The following is a 17,320-nucleotide window of genomic DNA, read 5'->3' on the forward strand; positions in this document are numbered from 1 at the left end:
TACACTGTCGCCTTCGCATTCGCCCCTTCCGCGCACCTCCTGCATGCTCCCTTGGATCCTGGCCCTGCTGTCGGCCCTGCTTACCTGTTCCCTGGCTGTTGTCTATCTGTGGTGGATCAAGCGGCGGCAAAAGGAGATGCAACTCGGCCTGCAGGCCCTGGCGGGCATGCACTGGCGCGAGTTCTCGGTACTGGTCAAGCGCATGCTGCGCGAGCAGCGCGGCCTGCGCGAACTGGATGACCCGGGCGAGGAATCCCGTGAGCCCAGCAGCGATTTCCTGCTCAGCGACGGCCCCAACAGCTGGCTGGTCTCGTGCAAGCACGGCTTGGCCTATCGCATCGGCACCGCTGCGGTGAACGAACTGGGCGCGGCCGCGCGCCTGGCCGGCGCCCGCGGCGGCGTGCTGCTGACCGAAGGCCGGATGGAACGCGACGGCCGCAGCGCCGCCGAAAAGCAGGCGGTCGAGGTGCTGGACGGCCCGCGCCTGTGGCCGTTGCTGCAGCCCTATCTACCGGCGGAAATCGAAACCCGTGTGCGCGCCAGCGCCCGCCATGAAGCCCTGCGCCGCATTGCTATAGCCGCGCTCGCCGCAGTGACGCTGGGCCTGCTGGTGGGATTGAGCCTGCAAGGGCTGCATGTGCAGGACGCCCCGCCCGTTGCCGAGGTGGCGGTCGCCCCCGCGCCGGTCGCGCCTGCGGTTGAAGCGGCGCCCGAACCGGCGCCGGCCCCCGCCACCACGCCGCCGACCACGCTGCCTGCGCCGGCCACACCCTCAACCGATGCGCGCAGCAATCCCAACCCGGATGCCGCCACGCTGGAGCGCTTCCAGGCCGATCTGTCCCGTGCCTTGGCCGGCAAACCCGGCATCGCCAGCGGTGTCTGGCTGACCCGGCAGACGCTGGCGATCAACCGCACCGGCGAGCTGGATGCGGTGTGGCCGCGGGTCTGCGAGGAAGTGCTGCACTACCCGGCCCTGCGCAACGTGCGCATCCAGCTCAACGCCCGCCCCGGCGTGGATGAGCCGGTGCGCTGGCGGCAGTGCGCCACGTATTGATTGGGGTGTCCGTAGATGCGTGGGTGCCCTTGTAGCGTCGAGCCACGCTCGACTCATCGTGCATCGCGCCAACAGCAGCCGAGCATGGCTCGGCTCTACATGGCGCCTGCTCAGCCCAATGCTGCGAGATGGGCGATGTAACTGGAGCGCGATTCACCTGCCGCTCTGGCCTGCGCATCCAGCCTCGCCAGGATCCGGCGTGGCAGGCTGATGTTGACCCGCTCGATGGTGTCGTCCAGCAGGGCCGGATCAATGCAGATGTACGCAAGAATCCAACGGATGTCCTTGGATGCCTCGGCGGCGATTTTCTGTGGCGCGGAAGGTGTCGGAATCGAGCGCCCGTCATCCAGGGCCGCATCAATCCAGGCGAGCGCAGCCTCCTCGGCAGCGCTGAGCGCCTCCTCAAGCGTGTCGGCCGCCGAGAAGCACCCCGGCAGATCCGGAACGACCACACCCCACGCGGTGCGCTCATCGCCTGCCTCGATCAAGACTGGATATCGCATGGGCCCTCCTACGTCAGTCCTGCGAGCTTCCGCAACGCCTGCACCAGCCCTTTCCCCAGATCCTTCCTAGGGTGAGGCACGGTGATGATGTGAGGGTGCTGCGGGTGCACGAATACATGATGGGATCCGCGAATCCGGCGACAGGTCCAACCTGCCGCCTCCAGATCCCGGATGAGGCCCCTGCTCTTCATGCGGGGACGATACACATCGTACACACGCCCCGACAGAGTTCAAGGCGACAGCGTGTCCCGAGCGGGGCCGCCCCTACCTTGCCCCAGGCGCGAAGCGCGCCACCAGATCCCAGGCATCGCCGAGGAACACCTGCCGCACACGGGTGATCGGCTGTTCGCCGCGCCAGGTCAGGCGCTCGATCACCAGACAAGCGGTGCCGGGCTTCACGTCCAGCAGCTTGGCCGTGGCGGTGTCCGCGCCCCAGGCGCTGATGCGGTGCTGGGCGCGGGTCCACGACACGTTCTGCAGCAGCCAGCTGCCCGGCGCGGTGGTACTGAAGTCGACCTCCAGCACCTCGGGCACGCCCACCGGGCTGATCAGACGATGCTCCAGCGCCAGCGGGCGGCCGTCGGCCAGGTGCAGGCAGCGCATCGCCAGCAGCATTTCGCTGCCGGCCAGCTCGACTTCACCGGCATTGCCGGCATCTGCAAGGCGCAGGTCGCGCTGCAGCAGGCGATACGCGTACTGATGGCCACGCGAACCCACTTCCATCGCGATATCGGGAATCTCCAGCGCCACCTGCTCCAGGTGCGGGGGCTGCCGCGCCACGAACGAACCAGCGCGGCGGCGACGCTCGATCATGCCGCTCTCGGCCAGCGCGGTCAGCACCTTGTTCACCGTCATCCGTGAGCAGCCGTACTGCTCCATCAGCTCGTGCTCGTACGGAATACGGAAGCCCGGCGCCCACTCTCCGCTGAGGATGCGGCTTTCCAGATCGCTGCGGATACGCTGGTTGAGCGTGGCGGACTTGCTGGCCTTCACGTGATGGGATCTCGGTGGCGGGATGCGATCAGCCCAGCACGCCGCGCAGGGCGGCAGCGAAGGCGCTGGTGATCGCCTCGCGCTGCAGGTGGCGGCCGTCGGCCACGCACTGGCGGCCATGGCGCCAGACCGATCGCAGCGCGCCATTACGTGCGGCGAACACCCAGCTGTCAAGCCATGCGTCGTCCTGCCGCGCCTGTAGCGCGGGGTGTGCGGCATCCAGCTCGACCAGATCGGCGCTGGCGCCCACCTCCAGGCCAGCGGCCACGCCCAGGGCCTGTGCACCACCGTGCAGTGCGCCTTCGAACAGGAAGCGACCGCTGCTGCGGGTGGCATCCGGGGCCAGTACGTTGCGCCCGCGCAGGGTCAGGCGCTGACCGTACTCGAGCAGGCGCAGTTCTTCGGCCGCGTCGATCAGCACATTGGAATCGGAGCCGACACCGAAGCGCCCACCCTCGCGCGCGAACGCCTGCATCGGGAACAGGCCGTCGCCAAGGTTGGCTTCGGTGATCGGGCACAGGCCGGCCACCGCCTGGCTGGCCACGATGGCGGCGCGCTCATCGTCGGTGATGTGGGTGGCATGCACCAGGCACCAGCGCGCATCCACCGGCGCATGGTCGTACAGCCACTGCACCGGGCGCTGGCCGCTCCAGGCCAGGCAGGCCTCCACCTCGCGCACCTGTTCGGCGATGTGGATGTGCACCGGGCCGTCGGTAAGCGGCAGCAAAGCACTCAATTCCTCGCCGGTGACTGCACGCAGGCTGTGCGGGGCAATGCCGAGCACCGCATCGGGCAGCGCGGCCAAAGACGGCTTCGCGGCGTCCAGCAGCTGCGCGAAGCCGTCCACGTCGTGGATCAGGCGTCGCTGCGCGGGGTTCGGTGCCGCTCCGCCGAAATCGGCATGCGCATAGAACACCGGCAGCAGGGTCAGGCCGATGCCGGTCTGGTCGGCCGCCGCCGCAATCCGCGCGCTCATCTCGGCACGGTTGGCATACGGCCGGCCGTCAGCATCGTGGTGCAGGTAGTGGAATTCACCGACGCGGGTGAAGCCGCTTTCCAGCATTTCCATGTAGGCCTGGGCGGCGATGGCCTGCACCGCCTCCGGGCGCAGATGGGCCAGGAAGCGATACATCAGCTCGCGCCAGCTCCAGAAGCTGTCACCGTCGCCGCCGCCGATCTCGGTCAGCCCGGCCATGCCGCGCTGGAACGCATGGCTGTGCAGGTTGGGCAGGCCCGGCACCAGGATGCCGACGCGGGTATCGCCCGGCTGCGCATCCTGCCCCGTGCGGATGGCCGTGATGCGGCCGTCCTGCACCTGCAGGCGCACACCGCGGGCCCAGCCCTCGGCCAGCAGGGCGTGGGTGGCATGGAAACAGTGCGGGGAACGCGAATCGGACATGGCTGGACAACCCGAAATGGACGCCTATATTGTATAGACATATAAGCACAGCCGCGTTGTGGATGCCATGCACGTCGATACCCTCTGGTCCAACGTTCACCTGATCACCCTCGATGGCGAGGGGCTGGGTGTCATCCGCGATGGCGTACTGGCCTGCGCCAACGGCCGCATCGTCCATGTCGGCCCGGCCGGCAGCGATGCCCACCTGCAGCCGACCACCCGAATCGACGGTGAAGGCCGCTGGATTTCGCCCGGCCTGATCGACTGCCACACCCACCTGGTCTACGCCGGCAACCGCGCCAACGAATTCGAGCAGCGCCTGCAGGGCGTCAGCTATGCCGACATCGCCCGTGCCGGCGGCGGCATCGTCTCCACCGTGCGCGCCACCCGCGCCGCCACACCGGAACAGCTGGCCAGCGAAAGCCGGCCGCGCCTGCTGGCAATGCGCGCCGAGGGCGTGACCACCCTCGAGATCAAGTCCGGCTACGGCCTGACCCTGCCCGACGAACGCAAGCAGCTGCAGGTGGCGCGTGCGCTGGGCGAGGAATGCAGGGTCAACGTGGTGACCACCTTCCTCGGCGCACATGCGATTCCGCCAGGCCGCGAAGCACAGGAGTACACCGACGAGGTGTGCAACGTGATGATTCCGGCCATCGCCGCCGAAGGCCTGGCCGAAGCGGTGGATGTGTTCTGCGAGAACATCGCGTTCTCGCTGGCGCAGGCGCGGCAGGTCTTCGAAGCGGCGCGCGCCAACGGGCTGGCGGTGAAGATCCACGCCGAGCAGCTGAGCAACCAGCATGGCGCCGAACTGGCCGCCAGCTTCGGTGCACTCTCGGCCGACCATATCGAACATCTGGACGATGCCGGCATCGCCGCGATGGCGGGGGCCGGCACCGTCGCCGTGCTGCTGCCCGGTGCCTTCTATTTCACCCGCGATACCACCCTGCCGCCGATTGCGGCGCTGCGCGCGGCCGGTGTGCCACTGGCGCTGGCCACCGACAGCAACCCCGGCACATCACCACTGACCAGCCCGCTGCTGGCGATGAACATGGGCGCCACCCTGTTCCGCCTGACCGTGGACGAGTGCATCGCCGGCTTCACCCGTGAAGCGGCGCGCGCACTGGGCCATGGCGAGCGCATCGGTCGCCTGGCCGTGGGCCTGGACTGCGACCTGGCGATCTGGGACATCGACGCGCCCGCCGACCTGGTCTATCGCATTGGATTCAACCCGCTGCACGCGCGCGTGGTGCGCGGACAGCCCGACCTGCCTGCCTCCTGGAGCAACACATGAGCAACACCCTGGTTCTTCGCCCCGGCCATGTCACCCTCGCCCAGTGGCGGCAGGCCTATCGCGGTGCGCCGCTTGCACTGGACCCGGCCGCGCTGCCGGTGGTGCGTGCCAGTGCCGCGACCGTGGCCGCCATCGTCGCCAAGGGCGCGCCGGTCTATGGCATCAACACCGGCTTCGGCAAGCTGGCCAGCGTGCGCATCGAGCGCGAGGACCTGGCTACCCTGCAGCGGAACATCGTGCTCTCGCATGCGGCCGGTGTGGGCGAGCCGATGCCGGCGAATGTGGTGCGACTGATGATGGCGCTGAAGCTGGTCAGCCTGGCGCAGGGCGCTTCGGGCGTGCGCGAGGAAACCCTGCTGCTGCTGGAAGCAATGCTGGTCAAGGGCGTGCTGCCGGTGGTGCCCGCACAGGGCTCGGTGGGTGCCTCGGGTGACCTGGCGCCGCTCTCGCACCTGGCCAGCGTGATGCTGGGCGTGGGTGAAGCCTTTATCGGTGACGAACGCCTGCCGGCAACCGACGCACTGGCACGTGCCGGCCTGCAGCCGATCGAGCTGGGCGCGAAGGAGGGCCTGGCGCTGCTCAACGGCACCCAGTTCTCCACCGCCTATGCACTGGCCGGCCTGTTCGAGATCGAGACCGTGTTCCAGGCCGCGCTGGTCACCGGCGCGCTGTCGGTGGAAGCGGCCAAGGGTTCCGACACGCCGTTCGACCCGCGCATCCATGCCATCCGCGGTCAGCGCGGGCAGATCGCCACTGCCGCCACCCTGCGCACGTTGATGCAGGGCTCGGACATCCGCGAATCGCATCGTGACAACGACGTACGCGTGCAGGATCCGTACTGCCTGCGCTGCCAGCCGCAGGTGATGGGCGCAGCGCTGGACATCCTGCGCCAGGCCGCGACCACGCTGGAAATCGAAGCCAACGGCGTGTCCGACAATCCGCTGGTGTTCACCGATACCGGCGAAGCACTGTCCGGGGGCAACTTCCACGCCGAACCGGTCGCATTCGCCGCCGACATGCTGGCCATGGCGGTGTGCGAGATCGGTTCGATCAGCGAGCGCCGCCTGGCGATGCTGGTCGACCCGGCCCTGTCCGGCCTGCCGGCGTTCCTGACCCCGCGTCCGGGCCTGAATTCCGGCTTCATGATTCCACAGGTGACCGCGGCTGCGCTGGTCTCGGAAAACAAGCAGCGTGCCTACCCGGCCAGTGTTGATTCGATCCCGACCTCGGCCAACCAGGAAGACCACGTGTCGATGGCCGCGCACGGCGCGCGGCGCCTGATGCAGATGGCCGAGAACGCCGCCAACGTGATCGGCATCGAACTGCTGGCCGCTGCGCAGGGCTGCGACTTCCATGCGCCGCTGCGCTCCAGCGCCGCGCTGGAAACCGTGCGCGCCACCCTGCGTGCGCAGGTGCCGACGCTGGAAGAAGACCGCTACTTCCACCCGGACATGGTGACCGCCACGAATCTTGTGCGCAGCGGTGCACTGGCGCAGGGCCTGGGAGAGCTGCTGCCGACCGTGGAACCGCAGGCATGAATGCCCATCCCGAATGGTTGACGGTGCACGAGGGCGACGCCCCGTTGATCGTCAGCTTCCCGCATACCGGCAGCGAACTGCCGCACGACCTGATCGGCGACTACCACTCGCCGTGGCTGGCCCGTCGCGATGCTGACTGGTGGGTGCACGAGCTGTACGACTTCGTGCGCGGCATGGGCGCCACCACGGTGCGCTCGGCGATCTCGCGCTCGGTGATCGACCTCAACCGCGATCCCAGCGGTGTGTCGCTGTACCCGGGTCAGAACACCACCGGCCTGTGTCCGCTGACCACCTTCGACAACCAGCCGCTGTACCACGCCGGGCGCGAACCGGATGACGCGGAAATCGCTCGTCGCCGCGACACGTATTTCCTTCCTTACCACGATGCGCTGGCCGCACAGATCACGCGCCTGCGTGCACGCCACGGCACCGTGGTGGTGTATGACGCGCACTCGATCCGCTCGCATATCCCGCACCTGTTCGAAGGCGAGCTGCCGCAGTTCAACCTCGGTACCGCCGGCCCGTCCGGCGCACCGGACACGTCCTGCGACAACGCCTTGAGCGATGTGGTGGAGAACCTGCTGAAGATCAGCGGCATGAGCCAGGTACGCAACGGCCGCTTCAAGGGCGGCTGGATCACCCGCCACTACAGCAACATCGCCGGTGGCGTGCACAGCCTGCAGATGGAACTTGCCTGCCGCGGCTACATGCACGAACCCCTGCCGGACCAGGTGGACGAACACAGCTGGCCCACCCCGCTCGACCCCGATCACGCCGCACCGCTGCGCCACACCTTGGCGCAGGTGCTCAACGCCTGCCTTGAATTCGCTACGAACCGGAGCGCCGCATGACCCGCAACGACCCGACCCGCACCATTGCCGCGCCGACAGGCACCACGCTCAACGCCAAGAGCTGGCTGACCGAAGCGCCGCTGCGCATGCTGATGAACAACCTGCACCCGGACGTGGCCGAGCGCCCGCAGGAACTGGTGGTGTACGGCGGCATCGGCCGCGCCGCGCGCGACTGGGAGAGCTTCGATGCCATCGTCGAGACGCTCAAGCGCCTGGACGACGACCAGACTCTGCTGGTGCAGTCGGGCAAGCCGGTGGGCGTGTTCCGCACCCATGCCGATGCGCCGCGCGTGCTGATCGCCAATTCCAACCTGGTGCCGCGCTGGGCCAACTGGGACCACTTCAACGAGCTGGATAAGAAGGGCCTGGCCATGTATGGCCAGATGACCGCCGGCAGCTGGATCTACATCGGTGCGCAGGGCATCGTGCAGGGCACCTACGAGACCTTCGTGGAGATGGGCCGCCAGCATTTCGGTGGCGACCTGACCGGCAAGTGGCTGTTCACCGGTGGCCTCGGTGGCATGGGTGGCGCGCAGCCGCTGGCTGCCGTGATGGCCGGCGCGTCCTGCCTGGCCGTCGAGTGCCGCAAGAGCAGCATCGACATGCGCCTGCGCACCGGCTACCTCGACACCTGGACCGACAACCTGGATGAAGCGCTGCGGCTGATCGACGAATCGTGCAAGGCCGGTACGCCCAAATCGGTGGGCCTGCTCGGCAACGTCGCCGACGTGCTGGCCGAACTGCTCAAGCGCGGCGTGAAGCCGGACCTGCTGACCGACCAGACCTCCGCGCACGACCCGGTGAACGGCTACCTGCCACAGGGCTGGACCGTCGAACAGTGGGATGAGAAGCGTGTGAGTGCACCGAAGGACGTGGAGAAGGCCGCGCGCGCGTCGATGGCCAACCACATCCGCGCCATGCTCGGCTTCCACGCACTGGGCGTGCCGACCGTGGACTACGGCAACAACCTGCGGCAGATGGCGCTGGAGGAAGGCGTGGCCAATGCCTTCGACTTCCCCGGTTTCGTGCCGGCCTACATCCGCCCGCTGTTCTGCCGCGGCATCGGCCCGTTCCGCTGGGCCGCACTGAGCGGCGACCCGGAAGACATCGCCAAGACCGATGCCAAGGTGAAGGAACTGATTCCGGACAACCCGCACCTGCACCGCTGGCTGGACATGGCTGCCGAGAAGATCAAGTTCCAGGGCTTGCCGGCACGCATCTGCTGGGTCGGCCTGGGTGACCGCGATCGTCTGGGTCTGGCCTTCAACGAGATGGTGGCCAACGGCGAACTGAAGGCACCGGTGGTGATCGGCCGCGATCATCTGGATTCAGGCAGTGTGGCCTCGCCGAACCGCGAGACCGAAGCGATGGCTGATGGCTCCGATGCGGTTTCCGACTGGCCGCTGCTGAACGCCCTGCTCAACACCGCCAGCGGCGCGACCTGGGTGTCCCTGCACCACGGCGGTGGCGTCGGCATGGGCTTCTCGCAGCACGCCGGCATGGTGATCGTCTGCGACGGCACCGAGGCCGCAGCCAAGCGGATTGGCCGCGTGCTGTGGAACGACCCGGCCACCGGCGTGATGCGCCATGCCGATGCGGGCTATGAGATCGCGATCGACTGCGCGAAGGAAAAGGGGCTGGATCTGCCGGGCATCCTGGGCTGATCGCAGGGGTGCCGGCCAGCGGCCGGCACTACCGGAAGCGTAGGGTAGTGCCGGCCGCTGGCCGGTTCTCCCTGATGCGGGAATCGGTGCCCTTGACCCGCTCTCCCGCCGTGACCAACATGCGCCATCACCGCTGACGGATCACCGCGATGTACCGCACCCTTGCTGCCGCATTGCTCTGTGCCCTGGCCATCGCCCTGCCCGCCTCGGCGCGTGACGTCCCTACCGGCCTCTCTTCCCGGCTCGACGCCCAACTGCAGAGCAACCGCGAGCGCTACGGCATCGCCGGCCAGGCGGTACTGGTCGCACACAATGGCCAAGTGCTCTACCAGGGCGCCAGCGGCGAGCGCGACCCGGCCACGCATGCACCGGCCACCGTCGATACCATCTTCGCCGCGCAGTCGATGGCCAAGCTGCTGACCAGCACGCTGGTGATGCAACTGGTGGATCAGGGCAAGGTGGATCTGGATGCGCCGGCCAGTCGCTATGTGCCGGACCTGCCATCAGCATGGCAGACCATTCACGTACGCGATTTCCTCAACCACAGCTCGGGTATCGGCGAGTATTACGATCGCGTGGACAACCGCTGGGTGAGCAAGGGCTACACCGGAGTGGCGCCGGACCTTGCAGCAGCGCTGAAGGTGGCCGGCGCGACACCGATGCAGTTCGTCACCGGCAGCCGCGTGCAGTACACCCAGGCCAACTACCTGGTGCTGACGGCGCTGCTGGAAGCGTACTATCGCAAGCCCTACCCGGCCATCGCGCGCGAACGCATCCTGCAACCGCTGAATATGACCAGCACCTCATGGGGCGTCACCAGCGTGCCAGCCACGCGCGCGGCGGTGCCTTACATCGGCAAGGACGGCCAACTGCAGCCGGCCAATGAAGACCCCTGGCCGAACTACGGTTGGGGCCACGCCGACCTGCAGACCACCGTGGGCGACATGAACCGATTCCTGCAGGCGCTGGCGACCGGCAAGCTGCTGCGCACGTCCACGCTGGAAACGCTCTGGCAGCCGCAGAAGCTGAGCGGCGGTGGCAGCAATTTCTTCTCCACCGGTTGGGATACCACCCGCAGCGACGGCTACACCCAGGTCGGCCACGATGGCGGCACCCGTGTACGTGCGCGGCTGGCCTACAAGGGCACGCTGGCCAACGGCTACTGGGTGTTCGTGTACCTGACCAACGGCAGCACCCGCAATGTCTGGTCGAGCACGCTGGTCGAGAGCACGATGGCGGTGGCCGCGCCGGAGGAGTTCCCACATACGGTGTTGTCCGAGCGACTGATCGCGTATGCGCTGGATGACAGCGCTGGCGCGGCCGAAGCTGTGCATCGCTGGCTGCGCGACAGCAACAAGGTTGCTGCCAGAGAACTGGAACGCGCGATCAATGCCGATGGTTACGCGATCCGCGAGAGCCTCGGGGCACGCAAGGCAGTAAAGGTATTTGCTCTCAACACCGAGCTGTATCCGGATTCGGCAAATGCGTGGGACAGCCTGGCGGAATGCCAAGCGGCGCTGGGTGAGAAGGAAGCGGCCGATCGGCTGTATGCAAAGGCCAAGGCGCTGGCGAAGCCGGCTCTGTAGAGTCGAGCCGTGCTCGACTCCGGGACACAGAGGCAGTCGAGCAAGGCTCGACTCTACAGAAAGCGAAAGACAGTCGAGCAAGCTTGTATGTTCCTCCCGGCTCCTACGCGGTATGTAGGAGCCAGGGTGGAGGGACCGTCAAGCATGCATCTGCGGATACTAGCCGACAGACGAGTCGAGCGATCCCCATCCCGCACACGAACGTCGATAAAGGATCGTACGGCCCCCAAAGGGGATCGTCGATGTAGGCAAGCTAACGTCGGTGCGGTACCACCCCAGCCCCTTAAAGATAGCTGGGAGCCGTACAAATGTCTGATTCTCTCGATATTGGCGTGGACGTGGACTCCAAGGAGTTCGTACCGGCAGTGGCCGACCGCAAGGCCGGCGACAGGATCGCCAACACCCGGGCTAGCATAGCCCAGTGGCTCAACACCTTGCCCCAGCGATGCCGGATTGGCATGGAGGCGACGGGGCGGTACTACGAGTTGTTGGCTCGGATGGCTGGCCAGGCAGGCCACGTTGTCTATGTGATCAATCCACGTCTGATCAAGTACTACGGCCGGGCGACGGGCTCGCGTGGCAAGACGGACGCCATGGACGCCGAAGCGATCGCCCGGTACGTGAAGAAGGAGAGCGATCGCCTGCGTGAATACGTACCGCGTACCGACGAGCAGCAGCAGATGCACGATTTGCTGCGCAAGCGGCAGACGCTGGTAAAGACACGCGCGCGCCTGGAGCAATCCTTCGGGGTAAGCAAAAGTGCCCCCGGGGAGCTGTCAGATCTGTTCTGCGCTCTGGCTGGGACGCTGTCCGAGCTGGAAAGCGAACTGCAGCGCTTGGGTCGCGATGGAGAGCATGGCGCGCTCTACAAGCGCCTGTTGACCATCCCTGGTATCGGCCCTGCCGTCGCCGCTCACCTGATCTACTACATGACGCGCTGGCCGTTGGCCAACGCCAACGCGTGGATCGCCTGCACGGGCCTGGATCCCCGGCCCAACGAGTCTGGCGGCAGAACGGGACGGCGTCGGCTGTCCAAACAGGGCGCGCCAGTGCTGCGCCAGATGCTCTACATGGCCGCAATGGGGCTCAAGCGGTGTCGTCGGGGGCAACCGCTCTACGACGAGCTGTCAAAACGCGGTCACCCCAGCACCGCCGTCTTCAACATCCTGGCCAGAAAGCTGGCCAGGATCGCCTGGGGTGTCTTCAAAAGCGGCCGGGACTTCGATCCGGCCATGCTGAAGGTGGGTCAAGCCTGCTTCCAGCAGGCTTGACCACGAACATAGGATCTCGACTCTACAAGGAGCGCGGGCGGCCATACGCCGCCGATGGGTGACGTGACGTCGCCGACCTGTTAACTTGCGCGCCACTTTATTGGTTTACAGCATTCCCGCATGTCGCTCTCGCCGTACCGCCCCACCCCGTCGCTGTTGTTCCTGGCCGTTTCCCTCTGCCTCTCCTCCACCGCCGCTGCGGCCCCGCAGGCCACCACGCTGGATGCGGTGCAGGTCACCGCCGCCGATGCCAGCGCCCAGGCGCGCGAGGCGCTGAAGCGCGTACCCGGCGCCAGCAACGTCATCGACGTGGCCAAGGCGGACAGCCGGCTGTCCAGCAGTGCCGATGTGCTGGCCTACCAACCGGGCATCAGCGCGCAGTCGCCGGGCAACGAGGGCACCAAGATCTCGATCCGTGGCTCGGGCATCAACCGGGGCCCGGGCGCGCACGCCTCGGGCATTGCGGTGTCGATCGACGGCCTGCCACTGACCGGCCCGGGCGGCACGCCCTACGAGCTGCTGGAACCGCTGTGGCTGTCCCGCGTGGAAGTACTGCGCGGCGCCAACGGTTTCGAGCGTGGCGCGCTGGCACTGGGCGGTGCCATCGACTACATCAGCCGCAGCGGGCGTGATTCGGCGGGCGTGCAACTGCACTACGAAGCCGGCAGCCGTGGCTACCAGAAGCGTGGCCTCAGCTGGGGCGGCGTCAGTGGCGATGTCGATTACTTCCTGGCCTACACCGATACCGAATTCGACGGTTATCAGCGCCATGCGCGCGGCGATGGCAAAGGCGCGATGGCCAACATCGGCTGGCAGATCACGCCCGATCTGCAGACGCGCTTCTTCGTGCGCTACCGCGAGACCAATCACGAAACGCCCGGACGCCTGACCCGCGATCAGATCCGCAACGATCCGCGTGCCGCGAATGCCGCCAACCTGGCCATCGATGCGCGCCGCCCGCAGCCGGGCAGCACGTGGGTGGGCAATGTCACCACGCTGCAGATCGATGAGGATTCCTCGCTGCAGGCCGGGCTGGTCTATCACAAGTACCCGATGGACTTGAACGAGAGCCTGTACCGCCAGCAGCTGGACTACGCCAACCTCAATGCCACGCTGGACTATCGCCGCCGCCACCGGCTGTTCGGCCTGGACAGCGAAACCACGGTCGGCCTGCGCGTCACCCACGATCTGGACGCCGATGTGCGCGAGTCGCTGCGTTTTGCCAGCAACGGCTATGCCGCCGGCACGCGCACACGTGACTTCCGCCACCACGGCACCGACAGCACCCTGCACGTCAGCAACACCCTCTCCTTCAATGACCGCCTGCGCATGCAGACCGGGCTGGCGCTGATCAACACCCGTCGCGATGTGCAGGTAACCTGGCCGAGCAGCGGCGGCCGCCTGCGCGACCACGACTGGGACTACGCGCCGCGTCTGGGCTTCACCTGGCAGCACAGCGCGCAGACCCAGTGGTTCGGCAACCTCAGCCACTCGGTGGAAGCACCGCATCCGTGGTCGATGATCTGGAGTTCCAACCAGTACTTCGGGCCGGGCAATGGCCCGTCCACCGGCCGCCAGCGCGCGCCGGTACCGATGCAGAACCAGACCGCCACCACGCTGGAACTGGGCGCGCGCGGTGACGCGGCGCTGGGCCGCTGGGAACTGACCGGTTACTACGCACACGTGAACCACGAACTGCTGAGCGTCGAGCTGCAGCCGGTGCCGAACCTGTTCATCGCCGAGAACAACGCCAGCCCCACCGTGCACCGCGGCATCGAAGCCGGATTGGACAGCACGCTGTGGCAGGCAGCGGCGGGCCGCCTGTCCTTGCGCCAGGCGTACACCTTCAGCGACTTCCGCTATCGCCACGATGCGCGTTTCGGCAGCAACCGCCTGCCCGGCCTGCCGCGCCACGCCTACCAGGCCGAGCTGCGCTTCGATCACGCCTCCGGCCTGTACGCTGCGCTCAATACCGAATACGCCTCGCGCATCGCCGTCGACTACGCCAACAGCTACTGGGCCGACAGCCGTGTGATCTTCGGCAGCCGCATCGGCTACGACGCACCCGGTGGCCGCTGGCAGGCCTGGGCGGAGATGCGCAACATCGGCAACCGCCACTACGCCGCCACGGTCACGCCGGGCTACAACGATGCCGGCAAGGATATTGCCCGCTCGACGCCGGGCGAAGGCCGTGGGGTCTATGCAGGCGTGCGCTTGCGCTTTGATTGATTGCCTCAGGCGGCGCCGGGCGTGATCCGGCGCCGCCGTTACAGGGTCAGCCGATACGCCACGCTGGCAGGCGCTCGCTGCGCTTCCAGATGGAAGGCGCCAAGCCGATCAGCACCATCGCCGCCAGCCACTTCGGTGAGGTATTGAGCAGTGTCGAGGTGAGCGAGCCATCGACGGGGGCGGCCATTTCCTGCCACGGGTTGTAGCCCAGGTAGACGACGCTGCCAGCCCACCACAGCAACGCCACACCGACACCCACCAGCAACAGGGCCAGCGTGCGGCAGGTCCATCGTTGCGAGGTGGTGCCCCATTCGCGGGATACCGCCACCAGCAGGCCCACCACCAGCAGCGAAATCAGGGCCACCAGGCCGATATCGACCTTGGGCCCAATGCGCTCATAAGCGCAGGCGCGGCATTGCGCCTCTTCCGTAGCGGTGGTGGCGGCTTCGGCGCCATCGGCCTGCCCGGCTGCAGGCTGTGCCAGTGCTGCAAACGGCAACAACACAGCCAGCAGCACCATCATGGTCCAACGAAACAACGTCCTGTTGCGGTGTGCAGCGACATCCATGCGCTCTTCCTCGTCAGTGGTGGTTGACAGCCGGCCACATACCTTGGCCTTGGCGCGGATCATAGCGCAGGGTAGGCCAGGAACGAAAAACTGGGCTCGGCCATCCACATGCGCCGCTACAGCTCGTGGAGCATGGGGGCTCAAGAGCCTGATGCAGCATGCGGACATCCTTGCCGGGCACGCGTAGGTGGTGATGGGCGGATTCTACCGCGGGCAGGTCCGCTGTCCAGACGGCGGACCTATGCCATCGATCCTCAGCTGCGGTCGATGATCCGCACGATGCGACCGTCCTCAAAAGCGAACTCGCTGCGTCCCTGCAGGGCCAGTTCCGTGCCCGCACTGGGACCATCGGGAATGTCCTGCGCGAACACGCCACGCCAGCCGATGCTGGCCAGCGCCATGCCATCCTCGAAGGTCAACTCGAGCAACCGCTGCTCGCGCTCGCGGAACAACGGCGCCGATTGCCGTGCCAGTTCGCCGAAGGCATCGATGCCTTCGGTGACCATCGTCAGCTGGCTGCCGCTGTGGTTCTCGAATCGCACGTTATGCGCCAGCACCGCCAGCATGGCGTCGATGTCGAAGCGGTTGTAGGCCTGCAGGTAGTGCTCAATCAGGTGGCGGCAGTGCGATTCGTCCATGGCGGCGTCCAGTCAGGGCCTGCGCCGAGTCTCCCGCGACCGTGCCGCCGGATCAAGGCCGCGCGGCGGCTTTCAACAACTGCGCGGCCACCTGGTCGAACGGGGCGATGTCCTGCAGAGCGCGGCACATCGCCACCGCACCTTCCACGCTGGCGATCACCAGACTGGCCAGCCCACCTGCGGCGGCCGGATCGTGTCCGTCGGCGACGAACGCTGCGGCCAGATGGCCCTGCCAGCGCGCGAATACCTCTGCAGCTGCCGCGCGCGGCTGGCTGTGCACCGCGTCAACCGGCTCCTCCACCGCAGCGGCCAGCACCGGGCAGCCGGCGCGGAAATCGGTGCGCAGCAGGCGCTCGCGCCACATCGTCAGGAACTGCTGCAGGCCCTGCACCGCCCCGCCCTTCAGCAGCTCCACCAACAACGCTTCGACCTTGTCGCCGGCCATATGGGTGGCACGCGCCAACAGCTCCTGCTTGCCGCCGGGAAAGTGGTGATAGGTGGAGCCCAGCGGTGCCTCGGCCAGCTTGGTGACCTCACGGATGCTGGTGGCATTGAGACCCACGCGCGCCAGCATCTGTGCCGCAGCATCAATCACGCGTTGTGGCGCATCAGAGGGACGCGGGCTCACGGCAGGCTCCTTGCCAGGACAGTCGTCATAGATTAGCGTACCGGCGATTCTATAACAGTCGTCATAACCATGAATCTCTGGTTCCGCCTGCTCCACCTGCTGCTGTGCAGCCTGTTCCGGCCCAAGCTGGAGGCCCCGTTCGGGGTCTCGCGGCTGCAGTTCCGGGTACTGCCCAATGACCTGGACAGCAACCTGCACATGACCAACGGCCGCTACTGGAACATCTTCGACCTGGGCCGGCTGGACCTGATCCTGCGCATGGGCCTGGGACGGGTGGCGCTGCGCGAGAAGTGGGCACCGATCGTCGGCGCCGGCACCATCCAGTTCCGCCGCGAGCTGAAGCCGTTCCAGCGCTTCACCCTGGAAACGCGGCTGGTCGGCTGGGTCGGCTCGCGCGGGATCATGGAGCAACGCGTACTGATCGGGCCCGAGCAGAAGATCGCCACCCGTGCGCTGCTGGTCACCGGCATCTACGACCGTCGCGCACGTCAGTTCCTGGGCATGCCGAAGATGATGGAAGCGATCGGCGTGGTCGCCCCGCCGTCGCCGCCGCTCAGTGCAGCCGCCGAGGCGCTGCTGGCTGCCGATGCGGCGTTGAAGCAGGACGACGCCTGAGCGGGCTGGATGTGCGCGCCATGCAGGTGCTGCCGCCTCAGCCCGGCAGCCGCAAAACTCCGACCACACCACAGGCGACGCCTGCCAGCAGGATCGAGTAGATCAACCACACCGGCCCACCCTGCGAATAGCCGAAGATCACCCATGCCTCACGGATCGGACGGCGGGTCATCCAGGGAATCAGCAGCAGCGCCAACAGCGGCAGACCGCAACTCATGCCGGTAGCCAGCAGCAATGGAAGTGAATCCGTACTGGCGTAGTGACCCAACGGCCAGATCAACAGGCCGCTGATCAACCCGAGCAGGAAAAGCGCGTTTGCACTCCAGATGGAAGCGCGATGGCGGCGTCGCAGGTAGACCAGACTATGGCCGCGGTAGTGACTGGGAAGTCGACCGGCAGCTCGCCGTGCAATCATCGTGGCGATACTGCCGCCGACCAATCCACTCCATATACCCGTATCCAGATCCATCTGCTCCCCCGAGCATGTGTATC

17 protein-coding genes are annotated in these 17,320 nt (G+C 67.0%); 9 read left to right on the forward strand and 8 right to left on the reverse strand.

Annotated elements, in window-relative coordinates; translation table 11 throughout:
* Nucleotides 1-43: 43 nt before the first annotated feature.
* Complete coding sequence (locus tag ACZK45_RS13405; protein ID WP_253144299.1) at nucleotides 44-1,054, forward strand: restriction endonuclease; 1,011 nt, start codon at nucleotides 44-46, stop codon at nucleotides 1,052-1,054.
* A gap of 110 nt (nucleotides 1,055-1,164) precedes the next feature.
* On the opposite strand, the gene ACZK45_RS13410 is transcribed toward ACZK45_RS13405, so the two are convergent.
* From ACZK45_RS13410 to ACZK45_RS13425, 4 genes are all read right to left on the reverse strand, one after another.
* Nucleotides 1,165-1,542 (reverse strand): type II toxin-antitoxin system HicB family antitoxin, encoded by a 378-nt coding sequence (locus ACZK45_RS13410; protein ID WP_232528032.1) that lies wholly within the window; start codon nucleotides 1,540-1,542, stop codon nucleotides 1,165-1,167.
* Between the two features lie 23 nt (nucleotides 1,543-1,565).
* Nucleotides 1,566-1,748, reverse strand: coding sequence for a type II toxin-antitoxin system HicA family toxin (locus ACZK45_RS13415; protein WP_080355371.1), 183 nt, complete (start codon nucleotides 1,746-1,748; stop codon nucleotides 1,566-1,568).
* Nucleotides 1,749-1,821: 73 nt separating this feature from the next.
* Nucleotides 1,822-2,550, reverse strand: a complete 729-nt coding sequence (gene hutC / locus ACZK45_RS13420) for a histidine utilization repressor (RefSeq protein ID WP_049422110.1) — start codon at nucleotides 2,548-2,550, stop codon at nucleotides 1,822-1,824.
* 28 nt (nucleotides 2,551-2,578) lie between these two features.
* Nucleotides 2,579-3,949 carry a formimidoylglutamate deiminase gene (locus ACZK45_RS13425; protein WP_478444816.1) on the reverse strand — a complete coding sequence of 457 codons (1,371 nt, stop codon included), beginning with the start codon at nucleotides 3,947-3,949 and terminating at the stop codon, nucleotides 2,579-2,581.
* A gap of 67 nt (nucleotides 3,950-4,016) precedes the next feature.
* Here ACZK45_RS13425 and hutI point away from each other — a divergent pair, with 67 nt between their 5' ends.
* The 7 genes from hutI to ACZK45_RS13460 all read left to right on the forward strand — a co-directional run bounded on the left by hutI (nucleotide 4,017) and on the right by ACZK45_RS13460 (nucleotide 14,379).
* On the forward strand, nucleotides 4,017-5,240 hold the full coding sequence (hutI, locus tag ACZK45_RS13430; protein WP_478444817.1) for an imidazolonepropionase: 1,224 nt from the start codon (nucleotides 4,017-4,019) through the stop codon (nucleotides 5,238-5,240).
* Nucleotides 5,237-6,778 (forward strand): histidine ammonia-lyase, encoded by a 1,542-nt coding sequence (gene hutH, locus ACZK45_RS13435; protein ID WP_478444818.1) that lies wholly within the window; start codon nucleotides 5,237-5,239, stop codon nucleotides 6,776-6,778. Before hutI ends, hutH begins: the two co-directional genes overlap by 4 nt.
* Nucleotides 6,775-7,629 carry an N-formylglutamate deformylase gene (gene hutG / locus ACZK45_RS13440; protein ID WP_125892042.1) on the forward strand — a complete coding sequence of 285 codons (855 nt, stop codon included), beginning with the start codon at nucleotides 6,775-6,777 and terminating at the stop codon, nucleotides 7,627-7,629. Before hutH ends, hutG begins: the two co-directional genes overlap by 4 nt.
* Nucleotides 7,626-9,293 (forward strand): urocanate hydratase, encoded by a 1,668-nt coding sequence (gene hutU, locus ACZK45_RS13445; RefSeq protein ID WP_180837941.1) that lies wholly within the window; start codon nucleotides 7,626-7,628, stop codon nucleotides 9,291-9,293. The genes hutG and hutU overlap by 4 nt, the downstream gene beginning before the upstream one ends.
* A 149-nt stretch (nucleotides 9,294-9,442) precedes the next feature.
* Nucleotides 9,443-10,879, forward strand: a complete 1,437-nt coding sequence (locus ACZK45_RS13450; protein ID WP_478444819.1) for a serine hydrolase domain-containing protein — start codon at nucleotides 9,443-9,445, stop codon at nucleotides 10,877-10,879.
* 365 nt (nucleotides 10,880-11,244) lie between these two features.
* Nucleotides 11,245-12,150, forward strand: coding sequence for an IS110 family transposase (locus ACZK45_RS13455; protein WP_478444820.1), 906 nt, complete (start codon nucleotides 11,245-11,247; stop codon nucleotides 12,148-12,150).
* A gap of 120 nt (nucleotides 12,151-12,270) precedes the next feature.
* Complete coding sequence (locus ACZK45_RS13460; protein ID WP_478444821.1) at nucleotides 12,271-14,379, forward strand: TonB-dependent receptor family protein; 2,109 nt, start codon at nucleotides 12,271-12,273, stop codon at nucleotides 14,377-14,379.
* 46 nt (nucleotides 14,380-14,425) lie between these two features.
* On the opposite strand, the gene ACZK45_RS13465 is transcribed toward ACZK45_RS13460, so the two are convergent.
* The 3 genes from ACZK45_RS13465 to ACZK45_RS13475 form a co-directional block, all read right to left on the reverse strand.
* Nucleotides 14,426-14,947 carry a hypothetical protein gene (locus ACZK45_RS13465; protein WP_125892048.1) on the reverse strand — a complete coding sequence of 174 codons (522 nt, stop codon included), beginning with the start codon at nucleotides 14,945-14,947 and terminating at the stop codon, nucleotides 14,426-14,428.
* Between the two features lie 254 nt (nucleotides 14,948-15,201).
* Entirely contained in the window at nucleotides 15,202-15,585 is a 384-nt protein-coding gene (locus ACZK45_RS13470) for a nuclear transport factor 2 family protein (RefSeq protein ID WP_032127707.1), read from the reverse strand.
* Between the two features lie 52 nt (nucleotides 15,586-15,637).
* Nucleotides 15,638-16,213: a TetR/AcrR family transcriptional regulator gene (locus ACZK45_RS13475; RefSeq protein ID WP_049422101.1), complete on the reverse strand. Its 576-nt coding sequence runs from the start codon at nucleotides 16,211-16,213 to the stop codon at nucleotides 15,638-15,640.
* A gap of 69 nt (nucleotides 16,214-16,282) precedes the next feature.
* Here ACZK45_RS13475 and ACZK45_RS13480 point away from each other — a divergent pair, with 69 nt between their 5' ends.
* Nucleotides 16,283-16,828 carry a thioesterase family protein gene (locus tag ACZK45_RS13480; protein ID WP_049397600.1) on the forward strand — a complete coding sequence of 182 codons (546 nt, stop codon included), beginning with the start codon at nucleotides 16,283-16,285 and terminating at the stop codon, nucleotides 16,826-16,828.
* Between the two features lie 37 nt (nucleotides 16,829-16,865).
* On the opposite strand, the gene ACZK45_RS13485 is transcribed toward ACZK45_RS13480, so the two are convergent.
* Complete coding sequence (locus tag ACZK45_RS13485; RefSeq protein ID WP_180837537.1) at nucleotides 16,866-17,297, reverse strand: hypothetical protein; 432 nt, start codon at nucleotides 17,295-17,297, stop codon at nucleotides 16,866-16,868.
* Between the last annotated feature and the right edge of the window lie 23 nt (nucleotides 17,298-17,320).

The sequence above is a fragment of the Stenotrophomonas sp. 63632_Sma genome (genome assembly GCF_056482875.1).